The organism is Chryseobacterium indologenes (assembly GCF_018362995.1).
Taxonomy (GTDB): domain Bacteria; phylum Bacteroidota; class Bacteroidia; order Flavobacteriales; family Weeksellaceae; genus Chryseobacterium; species Chryseobacterium indologenes_G.
Genome location: NZ_CP074372.1, coordinates 3,043,188 through 3,065,564 on the forward strand (window position 1 = coordinate 3,043,188; position 22,377 = coordinate 3,065,564).

A 22,377-nucleotide genomic window follows, 5' to 3' on the forward strand; every position below is an offset into this window, starting at 1 on the left:
ATTCAAGGGCTCAAAGATATTATAAAAAAGAAATCTTCCGCTCTTTATTTTTAATTTTATCTCAGATCAATAAAAGTGATTGGTTTCCTGCTGTTTGGATTAAAAACAGTTTTAGACAAAATGTCAAAATCAATAATTTCAATCTTCGGACTTACTCTCAATTTTGCCCGGAAATGGTCTCTCACTTCATTGACAAAGCTATCGTGCTCTTCTTCTGTACTTAGTTTAATGATAATTTCGTCAAGACCTATTTCGTTGGCCTGAATGACAATCTGATAGCATAAGATATTATTGAAATCATTTAAAATATCATTCATTGCCGGCGGATACAGCGTTGTTCCTTTATATTTGATCATCTGTTGTTTCCTTCCTACTACAGGTCCTAACCTCATCGTATTTCTTCCACACAGGCATGGCTCATGGTGTGCTTTTACAATATCTCCGGTTTTAAATCTTAGCAAAGGGATGGCTTCAACGCCTAAAGTTGTGATCGTAAGCTCTCCACTTTCTCCTTCTTTAACCGGATTTCCGTTATCGTCCAGAATTTCGGTGATAATTAATTCCGGATGGTGATGCCCTCCTATCTGGAATTCGCATTCTGTGAAAGCAGTGCTCATTTCGGTAGAAGCATAGGTGGAAAAAAGTTTTATATTCCACTTTTCTTTGATCTTCTGTGAAAGAATATTATCTGTAAAATCCTGATTTTTGATGCTTTCTCCAATACATACAGCACCATAAACACTTGAGTTTTTATAATCCAATCCATGCTTTTCAGCATAATCAATCATCTTCAGTAGAAAAGAAGGAACAGTAATCAGATACTTTGGTTTGTATCTGAAAATGGAATCCCACTGCAGTTCTGGAATTCCTGGCCCCATTCTCACTACGCTTGCGCCCATTTTCCTTAAACCCAGAAAGTAAGCAAGACCTGCCATAAACCTTTTGTCTATGGTAGTAATCATCTGAACAACATCTCCTTTTTGAATGCCGGCACAGGCAAAAGAAATTGCTTCATTATATGCCAGCCTTTCAAGATCATTATCTGAAAGTCCAAAAGTAACCGGATCTCCTAAAGTCCCGGAAGTGGTACTGTAATCAACAATTTTATCTGGTGTTATACAGAAAAAATCATGATTGTACTGCTGAAGCTCATTCTTCGTCGTGGTAGGAATCTTCTGAAGATCCTCCAAAGTACGAATGTCAGCAATATGAATATTATTTTCTTTAAACAGTTTCTGATAAAAGGGTGAATGAGTTTCAAGATAGATCAAAAGCTCACGAAGTTTTTCTTCCTGAAATATTTTGATTTCCTGAATGCCTGCTTTCTCGATTAACGGACGAAATTCCAATGATTTTAATTTTAAAGAACAAATTTATTTAAAATTACATGATTGTAGATGTATTCATGTAAAATGTATTCATGATTTCTACCACAGCTTTTATCTCTGGAAGGCAAAAGTTTGTGTATTGGTATTTCCGGCAGTATTTATGGTGGTTACTTTTAAAGTATGAGCACCTGATCCTTTCGGACATTTTTCATCAAAAATATAGACAAAATTATCTTTTACACGGGCAAAGCGAAGCCATTTTCCATCCAGCTCAGCCCGGAATGAAATAATATCACCCACTTTCGTTGTTCCTTTTAACAATATAGAACTGCTATTTACCAATGCTCCTTCTGCCCATCCAGATGAAACAGACGGCAGGGTATTGTCTATTAATAATTTCGCCGTACCCAATCTGTTGAACTGCCCTTCTGCCCTGTCACCACTCCATTTTGCTTTTACCACAACCTTATCACTTCCATAATCAAGAAGGATAACGGCTTTATCTTTTTCAGCGTCAGATAACTTCCTATTGGGTTTTATTTTCAAAGTATATTCATCCTGAACAGGAATGTATGGATTTTGTAAAACAATGCTGTTTGAAACTGCATTCTGATCGGCATCCGCCATTTCATACATATTGAAATTTACAGCATCATATACCGCATTTTTACTGAAATCAATCTCTGCATTTTCGGTGGAAATTGTTTTTCCTTCATTAGGCATTACCGTTTTCCCTGTAGCAGATATTTTTTCTGAAGTTTTATTTAACTGGAGTTTTGTTATTAATCGACTGGTATTTCCTTTAACATCTTTCAGGACTATTTCAATGTTATGAACCTCCTCATCCTGAAGATTGATAATCCCAGTCAAATTCGGGGTACTGTAATTCTGAAGTTTCATTCCCGGTAAATCAGCCAGGTGCTGAATTCCCATTTTATCCCTGATGAATTTGGTATAATCTATACAGCCGTTGATATAGCGGGTATCATCATAGTGTATTTTATCAATTTTAAAACTGTAAATCAGCTTGTCATCCATCAATAATTCTGCATTATAAATCCCCAGATTAAAACCCTGATTGGCCTTGTCTACAGCTTTAATGGCAAAACTTATTTCCGGAGAATTAACCTGAACGAGATTAGCCGTATAAACATTTCCTGCTTTCTTCACTGCAATTCCGTTCGTTCCAGGTTCATAAGTGCTGAAACGTCTGTCATACCAGTAGAGTCCACTGATAATCGGTGCAACAGTATCAGGAATGGCAAAACCGAAAAGTAACGGGTTGAGACATTCTTCTGTTTTGGTATCTCTTATTTCAAAATGCAGATGCGGACCTGCAGATCCTCCGGTATTTCCACTTAACGCAATTTGTTGCCCTTTATCCACTGGAAACTGTCCGGGTTGAAAAGTAATATCCTGTTCCCATTTTTCATCTTTGTATTGTCTCTCCTTCACATATTCATCAAGCTTACTGAAGTATTTATTCAAATGAGCATACACTGTGGTATAACCGTTGGGATGAGTAATGTACACAGCGTTTCCAAATCCGTAGCGCTCTACTTTTATCCTGCTGACATAACCTTCTGCAGCTGCAAGAACAGGCAGATTTTCCTGACTGTTGGTTCTCAAATCCAATCCCATATGAAAATGATTTGTACGGATCGTCCCAAAGTTGGCAGCCAGCTGCATGGGAATGTTTAATGGGTTCCGAAAATAATTTTGAGGATAATTTTGAGCGTGTGTGATGATGTTATTAATTAAACAAATAATAAGCATCATTTTTGGAAAGATTTTCATACAGCATTTGGTTTATAGGTCTATTTAAATGTACAAAATCCCGGCCAATAAGCAGTTCTTTCCACAAACTATTTTTAAATCACTTTTATTTTTATACGCCAAGTTTTGTCGTTTCCAGCATTGATATTTGCCTTATAAAGGTTCAGATAAAAGAGTGATTTCTTTTAGCTGAATTTATTTATCACCAACCAGAACATGAAAATATTATTAATGAAAAAACTTAAAGATGAATTTTAAAGACCCTTTAAAAAGGATGGACGATTTTGATAAGATAAGTCGCGAAATATGGGCAGACATGAAAGGAGAAAAAGTCGCTACCAATTCCATAGAACCTTTTTTTACCAACCTGTGGGTGGACGAGGGAAAGCTTTTCAGATTGCTTTCTTCTTCCACAGATTTCAATACTTATCTGTTTGATGCCAAGAAAAACTTTATAGATTATTCGCAGGAGGTAGAAAAAGTAAACCTGAAAGAAATACCTCCTGAAAAAATTGACAATGTAAGAGTAAAGACCAAAATGGTTGAAAAACTGATCATCCAGGAACCTAAAATAGATCCGAAACAATTTCAAAACACTTTTTTAGAACGTATTGACAGAAAGGTATGGGTCAATGTGAGCCCCGGTTATATTGATCCTAAAAATTATACCCATCATACGGAAATAGGAATCAGAGAGAGAAAAATTGACTGTACCATCAATATTCCTTATCGTGAATATTACAGGGAAGCCACACAGACTGTGCTCAATGAAGTAGAAACCAGCTTAACCTATTCTTCAAAATCTCCTGATGCCATAAAAATCTGCCTCAGTGATGTGGAAGACTATATGGATGTAATCACGTATCTTTTCCCTTATCACCGGGAAATGGCTCAGGTGGGTATCATTGCTCATTTTGAAGAGGCAGGAAGCAACCTTACCACAATTGACGATCTGATATTCTTCTATAATCAGCTTCCCAATTTTGCCCTGACAGGGGTAGATTACAAAGGTAAAGCAAAGAAACTTTCAGATGAGATGTTATGGAATCACTTTTTACAGTTTCTAAATTTTGATTCCCAATTGCTTCGTGATATAGATTCAGTAGGCAAAGCGGCGGCTTTGGCAGTAGAACCTTTCAGAGATAAAAGCCGATATGCCATTCGTATTCTTACTGCTATTTCCGGAGAGTTCGTTTATAAAAAAATTAAAAATGATCCCAAACTCATCCTTCATATTTATCATTCTTTAGATGGGGAAAGTGTATACATGGGAAAAGGTATCATTTCAGATACTCATCAGGCCGCTCCCGGGCAAATGTTTGAAAATAAAGAGCTTTTTGTCATTTATGTAACGGCTTTTATGCAGGCTCAGCACGCAATGGATGACGCTCATCAGCCACTGCTGAGAGGTTCTCTTTTTGCGTTTGGTGTGAGCAGAGATTCTGATACAATAGAAAGACACTGTGAGCTAACAGGATATTTTATGGAAGGAGATGTTGATAATATCGTAACGCTGATCAATACCGTAAAAGTCTTTAATCTGAAAAACAAGGAAATAGAAGCTGAAAATGAGATTGAAAACGGAGAATTTAGACCTCTGGACATGTTGCATCTTAAAGTTTATGAAAAGGCAAAACTTCCTTCCGGCAAAATTCAAACTATTGAAACGGACACGGAAGTTCCGGCATTATTTCTTTATCACATCGCGCAAAAGAAAGCAGTGGAGGATGCATTGAGATGTTTACGTGTTGCCGCTGATCTCATGATAATATCAGCCAGTCTTGCAACCATAGAATCTGGAGTTTCGGGATTACCTCTATATGTAGCGTATGCTGATATCGGGATTGCTCTTTCAGATTTTTATATAGAAACTCAACTTAGAGATGAGCTTAAAATGACCCCAAAGGGAGAAAAGCTTTTAGAATTATGGGATAATATTTATATGGTTCAGGGCACGACAAGTGCCATGGCGAGCATGCTGCCTAAGGCAGAAAAAGCACTGGATGCCACCGTAGAAGTATTATACACTTCCAGATATCCGCGTCAACAGGAAAGCATACAAAAGTTAATCAAAAATACATTATATTCGTTTCCTTTAAGGAATTATTCTAAAAATGGATTAAAAGTTCTTTCAAAGGCCAGTGTTGAAAAGGCTATCACACATTCTTCTGATTTTGAGAAGCTGAGAGTGCTTTTTGTAGAGAATGCGGCGAAGGAGATTGGTGTACTTCATAAAGGGAAATTATTTTTCCAGGGAAAGTCTCCTACAATGACAAATACCTTTTTAGATTATATCTACAGAAAAGCAGGAGGAAATGTAGCTAAGCTTGAAGAAGAGTTTAGCAGGCTTACAGGAATGGCAGAAAACCTTCCCATTTCTAACAAAATTATAACTGTAGAAAAGTTCGAGTCAGGATTAAAGGCACTTCAAGAGTCTAATATTACAGCTGAAAATGCAATAGACTTCTTTAATGAAGCAAGAATTTATTTTAATCATAAAATAGCATTAAATGAGGAGGGTAAAAAAATTGTTGTGCAAATAGCAAGTCATAATTGTGTAGAAGTGGTAAAAGTAGTAGAAGAATTTTTTAGAACTGGAAATATTCATACTGCTGCTGTTTCTGAAGCTCAAGACTATTTGGTAGATCTTAGTTTATGGTTTCAAAATAATTATGGAATTAAGAGAGGTCTTGAACATATTGACAATGTTGGGGTCTTACATACAAGGATGATTAATAATGAAAGAGGAATTCTTCTTTGTATAAGGGGAGGTAGAAAACAACATCATGTCATAAATGTTATTAAAAAAAGTGATAGTAAAATTGCAACCTTTATTGATTTACAGACTATCGAAGGGAAAATAAATCTTAAAAAAGGAGAAGAATTCATCAAATTTAAATATATGAAAACAAATTAAAAATTAATAAAGTAATGTTAACAGAACAACAAGTTATAGAAATCGCAAAAAATTACGTAAAAGAAAGAAAAGAAAAGAGTGGATTAGACCTTGTCATTTTAGATAACGAAGCAATAAAAAAGCCTTATGGTATTATATTTTTCTACAATACAAAAAAATATAATGATACTAGAAATGATGATGATAATACTTTACTTGGGAATGCTCCTTTCTTGGTAGAAAACAAAACAGGAAATATTGTAGTATTTGGAACCAGTAAGTCTGAAGAATATTACATACAAGAATATGAAGCAGGAAGATTTACTAACACATTAGGATTTAACAGTAGCCTGGAATAATTAATTAACCACCTTCGGGTGGTTTTCGTATTTTTAACAAATAGATTATTATTGCTAGATAAATAAGAGAAGAGTCTATTGATAAGTCATATAATAAATTAATATGTTAACAGACAACAAAATGCTAGAAATAGCCAATAAGTATATAAAGCAAATAGGGCAAAGAATAAATATTGAACTTGAAATTCCTCACTAATTCATTAAGAAAAGCTATGGCAATGTTTATGATTATGTTGCGAAGGACTCTACAAAACATCGCTTAGCAGGCAATGGCCCATTCCTCGTAAGAAATGACACCGGTATAGTCATTCAGTTTGGAACATCTGACGATGTAGAGTATTATTTAAATGGATATGAAAATGGCACATGGAAACCTAGCATTCATGGAGTTTGGGATCCTAACCAGAATTAATATCAAACTCACTCTTGTATTAAAATAAAAACCTACATGTTGACGGAGCAAAAAGCAGAAAATATGTAAAAGAAAAGAGTGGATTGGATCTTGTTATTTTAGATACGAAGCAATTAAAAAATCCTATGGATTCATATTCTTTTACAACACAAAAAAAATTTAATCATACAAGGGATTTTAATGATAATACTCTTGTGGGCAATTCTCCTTTTTTAGTTGAAAATAAAACTGGAAATATAGTTGTATTTGGGACGAATCAGTCTACAGCACATTATATTCAGGAATATGAAGCCGGAAGATTGTCCAATACGCAAGGTTTGAATAGTAGTTTAAAATAATTCACAGCCATCTTCGGGTGGCTATTTTTATAGATGAACAGCCTCAATTTCATACTCAAAACAGTCTGAAAAATTCACTTATTGACAATTCGTCATTCATTTTCTCCCACTTTCTTTATTATATTTCTGAAATTGAACTTTTTAATAGATGATATCAAAATAAAACATATATTATAAACCGACAAATTTTAGTAAATTTGCAGACTTAATTAATCAACGATATTGAGATATTTACAATGAGCCAATTTAAAGAATACAAAAACCTCAACCTTATTGACGTAGCAGAGAATGTAGCGGAATTTTGGAAACAAAATAAAACTTTCAATAAGAGTGTTGAGATTCGTCAGGGAAATCCTGAGTTTGTTTTTTATGAAGGTCCGCCTTCAGCAAACGGTATGCCTGGAATTCACCACGTAATGGCAAGAGCATTGAAAGATATTTTCTGCCGTTACCAGACTCAAAACGGGAAGCAGGTTTTCCGTAAAGCGGGCTGGGATACGCATGGCCTTCCTGTGGAACTGGGTGTAGAAAAAGAATTAGGAATTACTAAAGAAGATATTGGCAAAAAAATCTCTATTGAAGACTACAACAAAGCTTGTCGTGAAGCAGTAATGCGTTATACCGATGTTTGGAATAACCTTACAGAAAAAATCGGATATTGGGTAGATCTTGATGATCCGTACATTACGTACAAGTCAAAATATATGGAAACCGTTTGGTGGTTGTTGAAGCAGTTGTACAGCAAAGACCTGTTGTACAAAGGGTATACTATCCAGCCTTACTCACCGAAAGCAGGAACAGGACTTTCTTCTCACGAGCTGAATCAGCCCGGGACGTATCGTGATGTTTCAGATACAACGGTTGTTGCTCAGTTTAAAGTAAAGAAAGGCTCTTCAGCATTATTTAATGATGTTGACGGTGACGTTCATATCCTTGCATGGACGACAACTCCCTGGACATTGCCCTCCAACACTGCTCTTACCGTAGGTAGAGATATTGAATATGTTGTAGTTAAAACTTTCAACCAATATACATTTGAACCCGTAACTGTTGTTTTATCAAGAGTTCTTTTACCTAAAGTTTTCGGTAAAAAATATACAGAAGGTACAGATGAGGATTTTGCTAACTATACTCCGGAAACTAAAGTAATTCCTTTCAGAGTTTTAAAAGAATTTACAGGAGAAAAACTTGTTGACACAAGATATGAGCAATTAGTTCCTTGGTTTACACCAAACGATAATCCTGAGAATGCGTTCAGAGTAATCTTAGGAGATTTCGTAACCACTGAAGATGGTACAGGTGTAGTTCATACAGCACCTACTTTCGGTGCGGATGATGCGAGAGTTGCTAAAATGGCTCAACCTGAGATTCCGCCAATGTTGGTAAAGGATGAAAATGACAACCTTGTACCATTGGTAGATTTACAGGGTAGATTCATCAAAGGAGAAAATGTTCCTGAGGTATTCTCCGGAACCTATATCAAAAATGAATATTACGATGAAGGAACAGCTCCTGAGAAATCATGGGATGTGGAACTTGCGATCCTGTTGAAAACGGAAAACAAGGCTTTCAAAGTAGAAAAATATGTTCACTCCTATCCACACTGCTGGAGAACGGACAAACCGGTATTGTATTATCCGTTGGATTCATGGTTTGTAAAAATGACTGCTGTAAAAGACAGACTGGTTAATCTGAACAAAGAAATCAACTGGAAACCAAAAGCTACCGGAGAAGGACGTTTTGCCAACTGGCTGGAAAATGTAAACGACTGGAATCTTTCCCGTTCAAGATATTGGGGTATTCCGTTGCCAATCTGGAGAACAGATGATCTGAAAGAAGAAAAAATCATCGGTTCTGTAGAAGAATTATACAACGAAATTGAGAAATCAATTGCAGCCGGACTGATGACTGAGAACCCGTTCAAAGGGTTTATCATCGGAAATATGTCTGAGTCTAACTATGAGCTTGTGGATCTTCACAAAAACGTAGTTGACAAAGTAATATTGGTTTCTGATTCAGGAAAGGCAATGAAGCGTGAAAGCGATCTGATTGACGTTTGGTTCGATTCAGGGTCTATGCCTTATGCTCAATTGCATTATCCTTTTGAAAATAAAGAATTAATCGACAACAATAAAGCATTCCCTGCTGATTTCATCGCAGAAGGTGTTGACCAGACTCGTGGATGGTTCTATACGCTTCATGCGATCGGAACAGCTGTTTTTGATTCTGTTGCTTATAAAAATGTAATGAGTAACGGTCTTGTTCTGGATAAGAACGGACAGAAAATGTCAAAACGTTTAGGAAATGCAGTAGATCCGTTCGAAACTCTTTCTGTGTACGGACCGGATGCTACCCGTTGGTATATGATCTCTAATGCAAACCCTTGGGAAAACCTGAAGTTTGACATTGAAGGAATTGACGAAGTAAGAAGAAAGTTCTTCGGAACACTTTATAATACCTATTCATTCTTTGCTTTATACGCGAATGTGGATGGCTTCAACTATTCAGAAAAAGAAGTGGAAAACCGTCCTGAAATTGACAGGTGGGTTCTTTCTGAACTGAATCTTCTGATCAAAGAAGTAAAAGCTTTCTATGAAGATTATGAGCCAACAAGAGTAGCAAGAGCGATCAGCACTTTTGTAAACGATAACCTGAGTAACTGGTATGTAAGATTATGCAGAAGACGTTTCTGGAAAGGAGATTATTCTGATGACAAAATCTCTGCTTACCAGACTTTATATACATGTCTTGAAGTAGTTGCCAAGCTATCTGCTCCAATTGCTCCGTTTTTTATGGATCAGTTATATCAGGATTTAAATAAAGTAACAGGTAAAGAAAACTGTGAATCTGTGCACTTAACAGACTTCCCGGTAGCTGATGAAAGCTTGATCGATCAGGATCTGGTTGAGAAAACTCATTTGGCTCAGAACATTACAAGTATGGTCTTCTCTTTAAGAAAGAAAGAAAATGTAAAAGTTCGTCAGCCATTACAAAAAGTATTGGTTCCTGTATTGGATTCTAAAACAGAAGAACAGATTCTTGCTGTGGCAGAACTGATCAAACAGGAAGTCAACGTAAAAGAATTACAGTTAATCAATGCTGAAGAAGCATCTCACTTAATTGTAAAACAGATAAAGCCTAACTTCAAAGCTCTTGGTCCGAAATTAGGAAAAGACATGAAGGTGGTAGGTGCCGAGATTAGCAATCTTACTGCAGAACAGATTTCCAGTCTTGAAAAAGAAGGAAAAATAGACGTTCAGGGATATGAGATCACCATTGATGATGTAGAAATTTCTACAAAAGATATCCCGGGATGGACAGTAACTTCTGATGGAAAAACAACTGTGGCATTAGATTTGACATTAACCGATGAGTTAAAATCTGAAGGAATCGCAAGAGAATTCATCAACAGAATTCAAAACCTGCGAAAAGATAAAGACTTTGAACTGACAGACAGAATTTCAATCACATTAGAAGAAAGCTCTCCTTTCCTGAGTGATATCAAGAAAAATGAAGAATATATTTCTTCCGAAGTCTTGTCAAGTAAAATAGAAATTGTATCTTCACTTTCAAATTTTAACGAAATCGAAATAGATGAGGTTAATTTTAAGATAAATGTTGAAAAAAATTAACATGTAGTTATTATATTTCAAATTCCATTTCATAATTTTATTAAAAAAGAGAAAGAATATGTCAGACGAAAGAGTTAGATACAGCGATGCTGATTTACAGGAATTTAAAGCGATCATTAAAGAAAAAATAGAAAAGGCAGAAAAAGATCTTCAGCTTATCAGAGAAAGTTTTATCAATGACCAGAATAATGGAACTGATGATACTTCTCCTACCTTCAAAGCTTTTGAGGAAGGAGCAGAAACCCTGAGCAAAGAGCAGAACTCTATTCTGGCAGGAAGACAGGAAAAATTCGTGCGTGACCTTAAAAATGCTTTGATCAGAATCGAAAATAAAACGTATGGTGTTTGCAGAGTTACAGGAAAACTGATTCCTAAGGAAAGACTTTTGGCCGTTCCTCATGCTACGCTGAGCATCGAAGCGAAAAATATGCAAAAATAACCGCAAGGTTTGTAAAAAATAATATTGGGTTTATAACGTATTTACGAATACTTTATAAACCTAATTTTTAATGTATACCCATGAGCGAATTATTAATTTTAGGATTTATTATCGCAATAGTATTACTGTTTTTCAACAGAGAATGGATCAAAAACAGATTCTTTCCTGATCAGCAAAAAAACTATACTATTGATGACAAGTTCAATTCTGATAAACGTGACCGGGAGAAAGAGATCGACAGACTTTTAAGCAAAATGGGTAAAAACGGAGTGAATGATCTGTCTGAGAAAGACAGAAAAAGACTTGACGAATTGTCCAAAATGTAAATATTTAAATACAAGAAATGGAATCTATTATAGTACATCCAAAAAATGCAATGGAGCTAAGTGCGCTGAAAAGTGTTCTGAAGGAAATGGGCATTAAATTTGAAAAAGCTCATGTTAAAAGTTCGTATAACGGACAGAAAATAGTCAAGAAAGCAAGCGATAATAAAAATGTAAAGCCGGCTGCAAAGCCTTCAAAACCTAAAGGGCAGTAATGAAAAAGATCTTAGCGATAACATTTTTGGTGTTATTAATTGACCAGGCTTCAAAAATTTATATCAAAACTCATTTTAATCTGGATGACAGTGTCACTGTTTTGCCGGGATTTAAACTCACCTTTGTGGAAAACCCGGGAATGGCCTATGGATTTCACTTCGGAGGAATCATTGGAAAATATTTCCTGGTGATCCTAAGAATCTTCCTGATCGGAGGAATGGTGTACATGTTTAAAAAATGGCTGAAAGAAGGAGCCTCCAATTATCTTTTGATCCCTATGGCAATTATTTTTGCAGGTGCTATCGGAAACCTTATTGACGGAATGTTCTATGGAATGATTTTCGACAGCGGGACGGTATATGACCCAAGTATTGACCGATGGATCGGCTACGGAGGTATTTCTAAATTTGCTCCTTTCGGACACGGATATTCTACTTTTATGAAAGGATGTGTAGTAGATATGCTTCACTTCCCATTGGTAGACTGGAATGTTCCTGAAAGCTGGCCTTTGATAGGAGGAAAACACCTTGAGTTTTTCAAATATATTTTTAATGTTGCAGATTCTGCCATTACTATTGGTGCCGCATTCTTATTAATTTTCAGAAAAAAAGCTTTCCCTAACGGACTGGAGTTTTAAATGATCTATTACGGATGAAAAAAATAATCAAAAATATTTTTAAAATTTTCCTGCTTCTTTTAGTTGCAGGAATTATTTTTGTTGCCTGGGCGAATTACAGCATCAAAAAGGATAGTGAATCTTTCGTTTCTTATAATATCGCTGATATACCTGAAGCAAAGACAGGTCTTTTATTGGGTACAGGAAAACTTCTGAGCAACGGAACCCCAAATGCTTATTTCTATAACAGAATTAAAGCCGCAGGAGATTTATTTAAAAGTGGAAAAATACAGTACATCATCGTCAGCGGAGACAACAGTACCAAAGATTATAATGAACCCGAAGATATGCAGCTTGCATTGATGCAGGAAGGTATTCCACAGGACAAAATCATTCTAGATCATGCCGGATTCAGAACATTGGATTCTGTGGTAAGAGCAAAAGATATTTTCAGCCAAAAAAAACTGGTAATCATTTCTCAGAAATTCCATAATGAAAGAGCCGTTTTCCTGGCCAGAAAAAATGGAATGAAAGCTTTCGGATATAATGCTGCTGATGTGAATAAATATGCAGGGTTAAAAACTAATATTAGAGAGTATGCGGCCAAAGCTAAGGCATACTGGGATCTTCTTTTTGGGGTAGAACCGAAATTTGGCGGAAAAAAAATTGTAATTCCTTAATATTTCCCACAGATTTCACAGATTTTTGCGGGTGATGCGTAAAGACATATAGATTATTGAAGGTTGATAGGTTTTGGCTAAAGCCAATGGAAAGGTGATTTATCATTGGCTGGGTTAAAACCCACCCCTATTGAATTTTAATAGCAACATCTTTTATCTTTTATCTTTTATCTTTTATCTTTTATCTTTTATCTTTTATCTTTTATCTTTCGTTATTCCCGGCAAACCTCGTAAATTTGCTATTCATTAATTTTTAAATATAAATTTTAAACCAATGTCAAGAATTCTTACCGGCATTCAAGCCACCGGAACACCCCATCTTGGAAATTTATTAGGGGCCATTATTCCTGCTATCGAACTATCCAAGCAGGAAGGAAATGAATCATTTTTATTTATTGCGAATCTTCATACGCTTACACAGATTAAAGATGCGCAGACTTTAAGACAAAATACCTACGAGATTGCTGCGGCTTGGCTTGCTTGTGGACTAGATACTGAAAAAACATTTTTCTACAGACAAAGTGATATCGCTGAAACCTGTGAACTTTCTTGGCATTTATCATGTTTTTTTCCTTATCAAAGATTAACATTAGCCCATTCATTTAAGGATAAGGCTGACAGGCTTCAGGATGTGAATGCAGGACTGTTTACCTACCCTATTCTGATGGCTGCAGATATTTTACTGTATGATGCAGAGATTGTACCTGTAGGAAAAGATCAGCTTCAGCACCTGGAAATTGCAAGAGATGTAGCTTCCAGATTCAATAACCAGATGGGAGAAGTGCTTGTTTTACCACAGGCAGAACTTCAGCAGGACACGAAATATGTTCCCGGAACTGATGGACGTAAAATGTCTAAATCTATGGGAAATATTATCAATATTTTCTTACCTGAAAAGGAACTGAAAAAACAGGTGATGAGCATTGAATCTGATTCCAAATCTCTGGAGGAACCAAAAGATCCTGAAACGGATAAAACCTTCCAGATCTATGAACTTATTGCAACTCCTGAGCAGACTGAAGAGCTAAGAGCTAAATATCTTGCAGGAAATTTCGGATATGGCCACGCTAAGAAAGAATTATTGGATCTTATTCTCGTACGTTTTGAGAAAGAAAGAGAAGTATTCACTTATTATATGAATAATCTTGACGAGCTGGAAGCAAAACTACAGCAAGGAGCCGAGAAAACCAGACCTATTGCACTGGAAACTCTTAAAAGAGTAAGAACAAGCTTAGGATTTTAATTCTAAATTGTAAACATAAGAAAGAGGCTATCTCAAAAGTCAATCATTGACTTTTGTCATTCTGACGAAGGAAGAATCTTATTGATATCAGATATATTAGATTCTTCACTACATTTCATTTCGTTCAGAATGACACTTTTGAGGCAGCCTCTTTTTCTATTGATATAAGTTATAATTTTTAACGTCCGCTATTCTTTGTCAGGATAAAGTAATGCATCTGGTCTCCGAATTCATAGACAATATCCCATCCCGGGTATTGTTTTATAATGGTTTTAATGATAGATAATCCTAATCCGGTAGAGGTATGATCTGATCCTTTTTTATAGAAACGATTAAATATTCTGGATTTATCCAAAGGAACGGATGCACCACTGTTCTGGAATGTAATCCGGTTATTTTCAACAATAATATTTAACGTCCCTTCTTCATTATTATATTTAACTGCATTTTTCAGAAGATTGGACAGCAGAATATCTGCAAGATTCTGATTAAAATCTGCAACAAACTTTCCTTTCTCTATAATATTGACCTCAACTTTTTTAAATGCGATAAAATCTTCATAATTCTGAACCAAATGAGCTATCATTCCGTTAAAATCAACGTCTGACGTTTTATTAAACTGACTGTTTTCAATTTTGGAAAGCATTAATAAAGACTTGTTTAAGCCTACCATTCTTCGCAGATCATTTTTAACTTCGGTAAGGAAGGTCAGACTCTTTTTATCAAGGTCATCATTCTGAATCAGAAGATCAATTTTGTTAATAACAATAGCCAAAGGGGTCTGAAGTTCGTGGGAAGCATTTTCAATAAATTGCTTCTGCTGATAAAAAGCAAGTTCGTTACGTTCAATCATTTCATTGATTTCCACATTCAATTCTTCAAACTCGGTGATTTTATAAGTCTGCTTTTCCTGTGAAAAAGGAATTCCAAACTGATATTTTTTAAGTTTATCCAAAATCAGATAGAACGGCCTCATTGCTTTATTCAACAGATATCCGTTGATTACGACAATACTTATTACCAAAAGAAGATAAAGCACAATTAAAGCAGTCGTAAGGTCGTAGATCAATTCGTCCTCTTCAACGGTAGAGGTTCTTATGACAAGCCTCTGCTGATTTTTAAACTGATCGATAAAGTCTGCCTCAAGAACCCTGTAAGGCTGGTCTTTATCATCATATTCCATATAATACATCTTATTGTACAGCCTGCTTTTATTCTGATATTCTTCAGCTTTAATGGGATTGATTTTAAATTCATTAAATCCAAAATCATTATTTTTCAACAGCTGAGGGTTCAGGTAAACAGCTTTGATAATCTGTATTTTTCGATCTTTCAATCCGTCATCCACATTATCATGCACTTCATCCAGGATATAAGCATAAAACAGCCCTGCCCAAACTGCAATAATGAACAGCAGGATAATGATCAGGTATTTTATGGTATAATATTTTAAAGAAATTTTCATCAGATAAATTTATATCCTATTCCGTACACCGCCTGGAAATCAGCTTCGGCATTGAGCGTTTTTAATTTTTTACGAAGATTTTTAATTTGTGAATAAATAAAATCCAGACTGTCTGCCTGATCGATATAATCTCCCCAGATAGCTTCTGCCAATGTCGTTTTCTGCAAAGTTTTTTCGGGATGGATCACAAAATAGTACAACAAATCATACTCTTTACGGTTAAGGACCAATTCTTCATTTCCTACTTTCACCGTTCTGCTCTCCGGATCAATACTTATATTTTTATATCGGATGATATTTTCACCATCCTGGTTTTTTCTTCTGATCACGGATTTGATTCTCGCCATTAGTTCTGCAAGATGAAAGGGTTTGGCAAGGTAATCATCAGCCCCTATTTCCAATCCGGTTACCTTATCATCTACTGAATCTTTGGCAGAAAGGATAATTACGGGATCTTTCTTGTGCATTTTTTTTATCTCTTTCAGCAGATCCATTCCGTTTCCGTCAGGCAGCATAATATCCAGCAAAATACAGTCATATTCATAAGAAATAATTTTCTCCAGTCCGTTGCTGTAATTCTCTGCATACTCCACAATGAAATGTTCTGCCTCCAGAAATTTCTGTACCGTATCTTTCAGTTCGGGCTCATCTTCTACTATTAAAATCTTCATACCACTGGGTCTATATGCTCTGCTGCACGATTAACTTATATCAAATATAGGAAATTATAAGGAGGGAAGCTGGAGAAAGGGATATACATCCGAAAGTCTACGAAAATATGATCAATATAAGGGTTATATGATAAATTACCGATAAGATGTCTATAAAATGGAAATGTTCTCTGCCTTCTTCCCTCACGCACTTTTTCATGATTACTCTAATTTGATTTCACATTACGGCCATCTGCATCAAAAACAAGACACAGACCGTTCATCAAATGAATTTTGTAAGCATTATATTTTTTTTCAATAGATTCAATTACGCTGCAAGGATGGTTCCTTGTCATAAATGAAATCATATTCTTTCTAATCTGAGCAGAAGAAATCTTTCTTCCGTTGCTGTTTATTAAATTCCAGTTGATCATACTATTAAAATTTAGTGTTTATATTCAGTTAAGCATTAATCATCAATTCTTTTAAAATTTCCGTTTCTGTCAAATTCAAGCTCCAATCCGTTGGAAAGTTCTGCTTTATAAGACCATCTTTTCTTTTCGATCTTGATGATGTAAGTGTTGGGAAAATTCTTCGTGCTGTAGTTTCGGATTGATACCGGGATAAAACCATATGGAATTTTCTGATGTTTCCCATCCACTTCTTTCCAGTTTCCATTGCTGTCAAACTCCATTTTCATTCCGTTAGTCAGATATACTTTGTATTCATCTACTCCATAGATTTCTCTGTCTTCTATAGCAGAGTTTACAGGTATTCCTTTAAAATGGGCCGCTAGAAAGTTTTTGGCTGTTTTGGGTAGCTGATTAGCATTGATCGCTCTGTCCTGTGCAGAAACAAAGCTTCCCATCAATAAAAACATGATCATCAATACTCCTGCGATTTTCTTTACATTTTTCATACTATTACATTTTTCTGTTATTATTATGAAGCAAAGTTCTTAATCAATTTGGGAAAGAATTGGGAAAAATGATTTTGGTGGGGAATATTTAATTTAACCACAGATTGGCACAGATGACCACAGATGTTTGCCTTGATTTTTCAAAATGTATGATTAGTCCTGAAAAATAAAAGAGCCACCAAGTTGAACTTAGCGGCTCCTTTATTAGATTTTATGATCTATTTATAGATACTCTTTGATCTGCTGTAGATGGGTAATGGCTTTTAATCCTTCTTTCTGCTTATCTTCCTTATAAACATCAAAGAAAATGGCATCCATTCCAAAGTCTGTTGCTCCCATGGCATCAGCAATCCAGTCATCCCCAATCAGGATACTCTCTTCTTTTCTGGCTTCAGAAAGTCCTAAGGAGTATTCAAAAATCCTTGGATTAGGTTTTCTTACTCCCACGGAATCTGCACTGGTAATGGTTTTAAAATAAGGTGCAATTCCGGAGAGAGTACATTTTCTTTCTGTTACCTCCTGAAATCCATTGGAGATAATGTGTAATGTATAATTCTTAGCTTTCAGATATTCCAAGACATCTTCAGCTCCTTCTACCAATTCATTATGACTCACGATATTGTCAAGAAAGTGCTCTTCAAAATAAAGGGCAAGTTCTTTATCTTCTACCCCAAAATGTTTGAATGAGTCATAAAAACGGTGTTCTCTCAAATACTCTTTGCCAATAATCCCATCTCTGATCTTTTCCCATAAATCTTCATTGATGTCATGGTAAACAGAGTGAAACTCTTCAAAGTCAATATTGTACTTTGAAGTTATATCCTGTTTTTCAAAAAGTTCCCTGATGGTAAGATAGGCATTTCTACGGTGATCCCAGAGTGTATTATCCAGGTCAAAAAAAACATGCTGCATTTTCATACAGCACAAAGTTAGTCATTTTAATTTTTTGTAATAGGATAATTCTTGCTCTTGCTTTTCACAATTTCAAGGCTTTTAGAAAAATTCAGCAAAAAATCAATTGTTTGTTTCTTAGGTTTCAAAGTTTTCACTTTTAAGGAGTCATTTTTTTTCATAAGCGAAGTATGTTTTCCTTAAAACGTGAAATTTCCCGAAATATTATTTATCTGGTTAATATTATGTTATTTTCATCCATGATTTTTCTCAGGTTGATCAGTGCATACCGTACTCTTCCAAGGGTCGTATTAATGCTCATATCTGTATGATCTGCAATTTCCTTGAAACTCAGGCCGTCAAAAAATCTCAGTTTGATTACTTCTTGCTGATTTTGTGGTAAAAACTGCAGCATCCTTAAAAGATCTTCCTGTATCTGGTTTGTTACAAGCTGATCCTCGATATTTTCAGAAGGTTCTCTGATCAAATCAAAAATAGAATACTCATCGGTTTCAAAAGTAGTTTCTGAAACTTTGATATTCTTTGCTTTTGATCTGAAATGATCGATGATTAAATTATGGGAAATTCTTTTTGCCCAAAGAATAAATTTACCTTCTTCGTTATAACGCCCTTCTTTAAGCATAACAATAATTTTCATGAATGTATCCTGAAAGATATCATTAGCTAAATCTTCATCATTAATTTTGTAAAAAATGAATGTAAACAGTTCTCTCTGATGTCGGTGAATAAGGGTTGACAATGCACCCTCGTCTCCTTTCTGGTAAAGGGAAATTAGTAAACTATCCGATTTTGATTTCATAACTCTTCTCAATATAAATATTTGTAGACAGGCATTCTACCAGATATTTCATCTGGCTTTTGCTGTATAAACAAAACAGTTCTAGAGTAGAGTCTCTTCTATAGGCAGTAGTACAATTATTATGATGTAAATATAATAATTTTTTAATAACTGTTAACCTATTATTAAATTTTATAGAGAAAAATCTAAAAAAAATCATTTAAACATGTCATGAATGAACACGGTAGGGATATTTAATGTAAAATTAACATTCAGTCCTTTCATCTCTTTTCCATTCAAACGGGTGTCTCCGATGGGAAAAGCATAGCCTCCTGTAAGATCCAGCATTCCAAATAGGGTAACTCCTATTTTAGGGGCAATATATTTATTGGTTCCTTCTACTCCAGCTAAAAAGTAATAAGAGTGATAGAAATCTACATTTTTTTGAAAATTAAGAAGAACATCCGCCTGCAGCTTCGGCATAATAGCAAACTTAGAATCTACAGATCCCATTAAAGCAGATCCGCCCAATCTGTAAATCACATCATCATTTTTAAGAAAAAGTAATTTACCTCCTACTTCACCAAAACTTTGATTCTGGTAGGTATACCCCACACTGATCATTTTATGCATTGTATATTGAGCTTTTGCCAATGTACTTAGCAAAAACAGGGACAGGACAGCAACTACAGTTCGAAAATTCATCATCTTTCTATATTATTAAGGTGTAAAATTAAAAAAAACTGCCTTATCCAAAGATAAAGCAGTTCATTATTATTCTTTAAAGAGAAATTAAATTCCAAAAGCGGCTTTAATCTCCTCTACTTTGTCAAGTTTCTCCCAAGTGAAGAATTCAAGGTCTTTCAACGTAAGCTCGTTTTTATGTCCTTTATTGAACGTTTTATCAGCTACATAATGCTCTTTACCCATATGTCCGTAAGAAGCTGTTTCCTGATAAATAGGATTTCTTAATTTTAAATTCTGTTCAATAGCATAAGGTCTTAAATCGAAAATCGTAGAAACTTTTTTAGCGATATCACCATCATGAAGATCTACTTTCGCAGTTCCGTAAGTGTTGATATACAAACCACAAGGTTCAGCTACTCCGATTGCATAAGAAACCTGTACCAAAACTTCATCAGCAATTCCTGCAGCAACCAAGTTTTTAGCAATATGTCTTGTTGCATAAGCTGCACTTCTGTCTACTTTAGAAGGATCTTTTCCAGAGAAAGCACCACCACCGTGAGCTCCTTTACCACCGTAGGTATCAACGATGATTTTTCTTCCTGTAAGACCTGTATCTCCGTGAGGTCCTCCGATTACGAATTTTCCTGTAGGGTTGATGTGATATTTGATCTGATCGTTGAATAAAGCTTTGATTTCCTCTGTTTGTTGTGCTACAACTCTTGGAACCAGAATGTTCTTAATATCCTCACGGATCTTGTTCAGCATTTCCTCTTCAGCTGCGAAATCATCGTGCTGAGTAGAAACTACGATAGAATCAATTCTGATTGGCTTGTGGTCATCAGAATATTCAATAGTTACCTGGCTTTTTGCATCAGGACGAAGATAAGTGATTTCTTTATTTTCTCTTCTGATTGCAGAAAGTTCTTTCAGAATAGTGTGAGCAAGGTCCAATGCAAGAGGCATATAGTTAGCCGTTTCATTGGTAGCATACCCGAACATCATTCCCTGGTCTCCTGCTCCCTGTGCATTTGCTTTCGCTTCGAAAGACTCATCATTTACAGCTCTGTCAACTCCCTGGTTGATATCAGGTGACTGCTCATGGATGGCAGAGATTACTCCACAAGAATCTCCATTGAACATGTATTCCCCTTTTGTATACCCAATTCCGTTGATTACTTCTCTGGCAATGGTCTGTACATCAAGGTAAGCATCAGATTTTACTTCTCCTGCCAATACCACCTGTCCGGTAGTTACAAGAGTTTCACATGCTACTTTTGAGTCTTTATCATATGCTAAAAAATGGTCGATTAATGCATCGGAGATTTGGTCGGCAATTTTATCCGGATGTCCTTCTGAAACTGATTCAGATGTAAATAAATAAGACATATAATTCTTTTGTTTTTAAAGATTTAAAAATAGTATTTACGAAAAATATGAATGAAATTGCCCAGAAAAAAAGAATACTGTTTTAGCATATTTTTATAGAGGTTGCAATCAGGTCAAATTTTTCCTCGTAATAAACGTCAGCAAATTTAAGCACTATTTTCGTAATACTCAAAGATTTTGTTTATTAATTATAATTTTATTTAAATTGATGATTTCTATCACTTTAAAGCATTTCCATTACTGAGGCTTAATGCTTACAAATTCTTTTGGACTTTCGTGATAATTCAACTTAAGTTCTAAAGAAGTTTTGATAGAATGTGACAATTCATCAATAATTTTTTGCTTAAAAGTTGGCTTATAATAAATAATACTGATTTCTCTATAAGGGAAAGGTTTTTTGAATCTGAAAACATTTTTCTTCTGTTCTTCCGAAAGCTGGCTCAATGCAAGTTCCGGCAGAATACTGATTCCTCCTACTTTATCTACCATGTGTACCAGGGTCTGGATATTGGAAGCTAAGAAATCTAAGTTTTTAGGCTTTAATGTATTTTCTTTCAGATGACAGATGTTTTCAAACTGATTTCTAAGACAGTTTCCTTCTTCAAGCAGCCATACTTTTTCTACATTCAGGTCTTCCGGAATGATGTAAGAATTCTTTTTGTTGGCTTCTGTATTGGAACTGTAAATCATAAGTTCCTCATTGAATAAGAAATCCTGATAAAACTCGTCAGCAGTATCATAAGGAGTTGAGATAATTCCCGCATCCAGTTCTCCGGCTTTTAAAGCTTTAATAATATTATCCGTTGTCATTTCTTTTACATTCATCTGAATCTTTGGATTATCTTCAAGGAATTTGAAGATTTCCGTAGGCAGAATGAAAGAAGAAACCGTAGGAATAATTCCCAGATTAAGAGTTCCTCCTAAAATATTATTCAAAAGGTTTGCTTTGTTTTTCAGCTCATTGACAGACTCTATAATAACTTTTGCCTGATCAATAATCTGAAGACCTACATCTGTGGTACGGATGGGGTGAGTAGTTCTGTCGAAAACCTTCACATCCAGTTCGTCCTCAAATTTCTGTATCATGGCACTTAACGTAGGTTGTGTGATAAAACATGCCTGAGCTGCTTTACCAAAATGTTTATACTTATCAACAGCGATAAGATACTCCAGTTGCTGAATGTTCATTTGATTAATATTATCTATTACAAAGATATAACGTTTTTGTTATTAGCAATTAAAAATTCAAGTAAATTTGATATTCACTACCTTTACACTTCGATTTAGAAAAAGGAAAAAGAATTATTCAAATCATCAATTAT

Annotated in this window: 21 protein-coding genes; 10 read left to right on the plus strand and 11 right to left on the minus strand. The window is 35.3% G+C overall.

Going from position 1 to position 22,377, the window contains the following annotated elements:
• Positions 1-56: 56 nt before the first annotated feature.
• Together DYR29_RS13730 and DYR29_RS13735 are read right to left on the minus strand one after the other, a co-directional pair.
• Positions 57-1,349, minus strand: a complete 1,293-nt coding sequence (locus tag DYR29_RS13730) for a phenylacetate--CoA ligase family protein (RefSeq protein ID WP_213277319.1) — start codon at positions 1,347-1,349, stop codon at positions 57-59.
• Positions 1,350-1,439: 90 nt separating this feature from the next.
• Positions 1,440-3,125, minus strand: a complete 1,686-nt coding sequence (locus tag DYR29_RS13735; RefSeq protein WP_213277320.1) for a M23 family metallopeptidase — start codon at positions 3,123-3,125, stop codon at positions 1,440-1,442.
• 226 nt (positions 3,126-3,351) lie between these two features.
• On the opposite strand from DYR29_RS13735, the gene DYR29_RS13740 reads away from it, so the two are divergent.
• The 10 genes from DYR29_RS13740 to trpS all read left to right on the plus strand — a co-directional run bounded on the left by DYR29_RS13740 (position 3,352) and on the right by trpS (position 14,258).
• A complete protein-coding gene (locus tag DYR29_RS13740) occupies positions 3,352-6,021 on the plus strand; it encodes a hypothetical protein (protein ID WP_213277321.1) in 2,670 nt (889 codons plus the stop codon).
• Between the two features lie 14 nt (positions 6,022-6,035).
• Complete coding sequence (locus DYR29_RS13745; protein ID WP_213277322.1) at positions 6,036-6,359, plus strand: hypothetical protein; 324 nt, start codon at positions 6,036-6,038, stop codon at positions 6,357-6,359.
• A gap of 495 nt (positions 6,360-6,854) precedes the next feature.
• Positions 6,855-7,109 carry a hypothetical protein gene (locus tag DYR29_RS13750; protein WP_213277323.1) on the plus strand — a complete coding sequence of 85 codons (255 nt, stop codon included), beginning with the start codon at positions 6,855-6,857 and terminating at the stop codon, positions 7,107-7,109.
• A gap of 236 nt (positions 7,110-7,345) precedes the next feature.
• A complete protein-coding gene (gene ileS / locus DYR29_RS13755; protein WP_213277324.1) occupies positions 7,346-10,741 on the plus strand; it encodes an isoleucine--tRNA ligase in 3,396 nt (1,131 codons plus the stop codon).
• Positions 10,742-10,799: 58 nt separating this feature from the next.
• A complete protein-coding gene (locus tag DYR29_RS13760; protein ID WP_002983772.1) occupies positions 10,800-11,180 on the plus strand; it encodes a TraR/DksA family transcriptional regulator in 381 nt (126 codons plus the stop codon).
• 80 nt (positions 11,181-11,260) lie between these two features.
• Positions 11,261-11,506, plus strand: coding sequence for a DUF6576 domain-containing protein (locus DYR29_RS13765; RefSeq protein WP_213277325.1), 246 nt, complete (start codon positions 11,261-11,263; stop codon positions 11,504-11,506).
• A gap of 17 nt (positions 11,507-11,523) precedes the next feature.
• Positions 11,524-11,718, plus strand: a complete 195-nt coding sequence (locus tag DYR29_RS13770; protein ID WP_142718886.1) for a DUF2683 family protein — start codon at positions 11,524-11,526, stop codon at positions 11,716-11,718.
• On the plus strand, positions 11,718-12,356 hold the full coding sequence (locus tag DYR29_RS13775; protein ID WP_213277326.1) for a lipoprotein signal peptidase: 639 nt from the start codon (positions 11,718-11,720) through the stop codon (positions 12,354-12,356). Before DYR29_RS13770 ends, DYR29_RS13775 begins: the two co-directional genes overlap by 1 nt.
• Before the next feature lie 14 nt (positions 12,357-12,370).
• Entirely contained in the window at positions 12,371-13,015 is a 645-nt protein-coding gene (locus DYR29_RS13780; RefSeq protein ID WP_213277327.1) for a SanA/YdcF family protein, read from the plus strand.
• A gap of 274 nt (positions 13,016-13,289) precedes the next feature.
• Entirely contained in the window at positions 13,290-14,258 is a 969-nt protein-coding gene (gene trpS, locus DYR29_RS13785) for a tryptophan--tRNA ligase (protein WP_047424760.1), read from the plus strand.
• 178 nt (positions 14,259-14,436) lie between these two features.
• On the opposite strand, the gene DYR29_RS13790 is transcribed toward trpS, so the two are convergent.
• The 9 genes from DYR29_RS13790 to DYR29_RS13830 all read right to left on the minus strand — a co-directional run bounded on the left by DYR29_RS13790 (position 14,437) and on the right by DYR29_RS13830 (position 22,243).
• Positions 14,437-15,723, minus strand: coding sequence for a sensor histidine kinase (locus DYR29_RS13790; RefSeq protein ID WP_213277328.1), 1,287 nt, complete (start codon positions 15,721-15,723; stop codon positions 14,437-14,439).
• Positions 15,723-16,394 (minus strand): response regulator transcription factor, encoded by a 672-nt coding sequence (locus tag DYR29_RS13795; protein ID WP_213277329.1) that lies wholly within the window; start codon positions 16,392-16,394, stop codon positions 15,723-15,725. The genes DYR29_RS13790 and DYR29_RS13795 overlap by 1 nt, the downstream gene beginning before the upstream one ends.
• Before the next feature lie 206 nt (positions 16,395-16,600).
• On the minus strand, positions 16,601-16,807 hold the full coding sequence (locus DYR29_RS13800) for a PepSY-like domain-containing protein (RefSeq protein WP_213277330.1): 207 nt from the start codon (positions 16,805-16,807) through the stop codon (positions 16,601-16,603).
• A gap of 35 nt (positions 16,808-16,842) precedes the next feature.
• Positions 16,843-17,292, minus strand: a complete 450-nt coding sequence (locus DYR29_RS13805) for a PepSY-like domain-containing protein (RefSeq protein WP_213277331.1) — start codon at positions 17,290-17,292, stop codon at positions 16,843-16,845.
• 222 nt (positions 17,293-17,514) lie between these two features.
• Positions 17,515-18,210: a YjjG family noncanonical pyrimidine nucleotidase gene (locus DYR29_RS13810; RefSeq protein WP_142718879.1), complete on the minus strand. Its 696-nt coding sequence runs from the start codon at positions 18,208-18,210 to the stop codon at positions 17,515-17,517.
• 202 nt (positions 18,211-18,412) lie between these two features.
• Positions 18,413-19,003 (minus strand): RNA polymerase sigma factor, encoded by a 591-nt coding sequence (locus DYR29_RS13815; protein ID WP_047377368.1) that lies wholly within the window; start codon positions 19,001-19,003, stop codon positions 18,413-18,415.
• Positions 19,004-19,198: 195 nt separating this feature from the next.
• On the minus strand, positions 19,199-19,690 hold the full coding sequence (locus DYR29_RS13820; RefSeq protein WP_213277332.1) for a hypothetical protein: 492 nt from the start codon (positions 19,688-19,690) through the stop codon (positions 19,199-19,201).
• A gap of 84 nt (positions 19,691-19,774) precedes the next feature.
• Complete coding sequence (metK, locus tag DYR29_RS13825) at positions 19,775-21,055, minus strand: methionine adenosyltransferase (RefSeq protein WP_047424747.1); 1,281 nt, start codon at positions 21,053-21,055, stop codon at positions 19,775-19,777.
• Between the two features lie 237 nt (positions 21,056-21,292).
• Positions 21,293-22,243 carry a LysR substrate-binding domain-containing protein gene (locus tag DYR29_RS13830; protein ID WP_047377365.1) on the minus strand — a complete coding sequence of 317 codons (951 nt, stop codon included), beginning with the start codon at positions 22,241-22,243 and terminating at the stop codon, positions 21,293-21,295.
• Positions 22,244-22,377 lie beyond the last annotated feature (134 nt).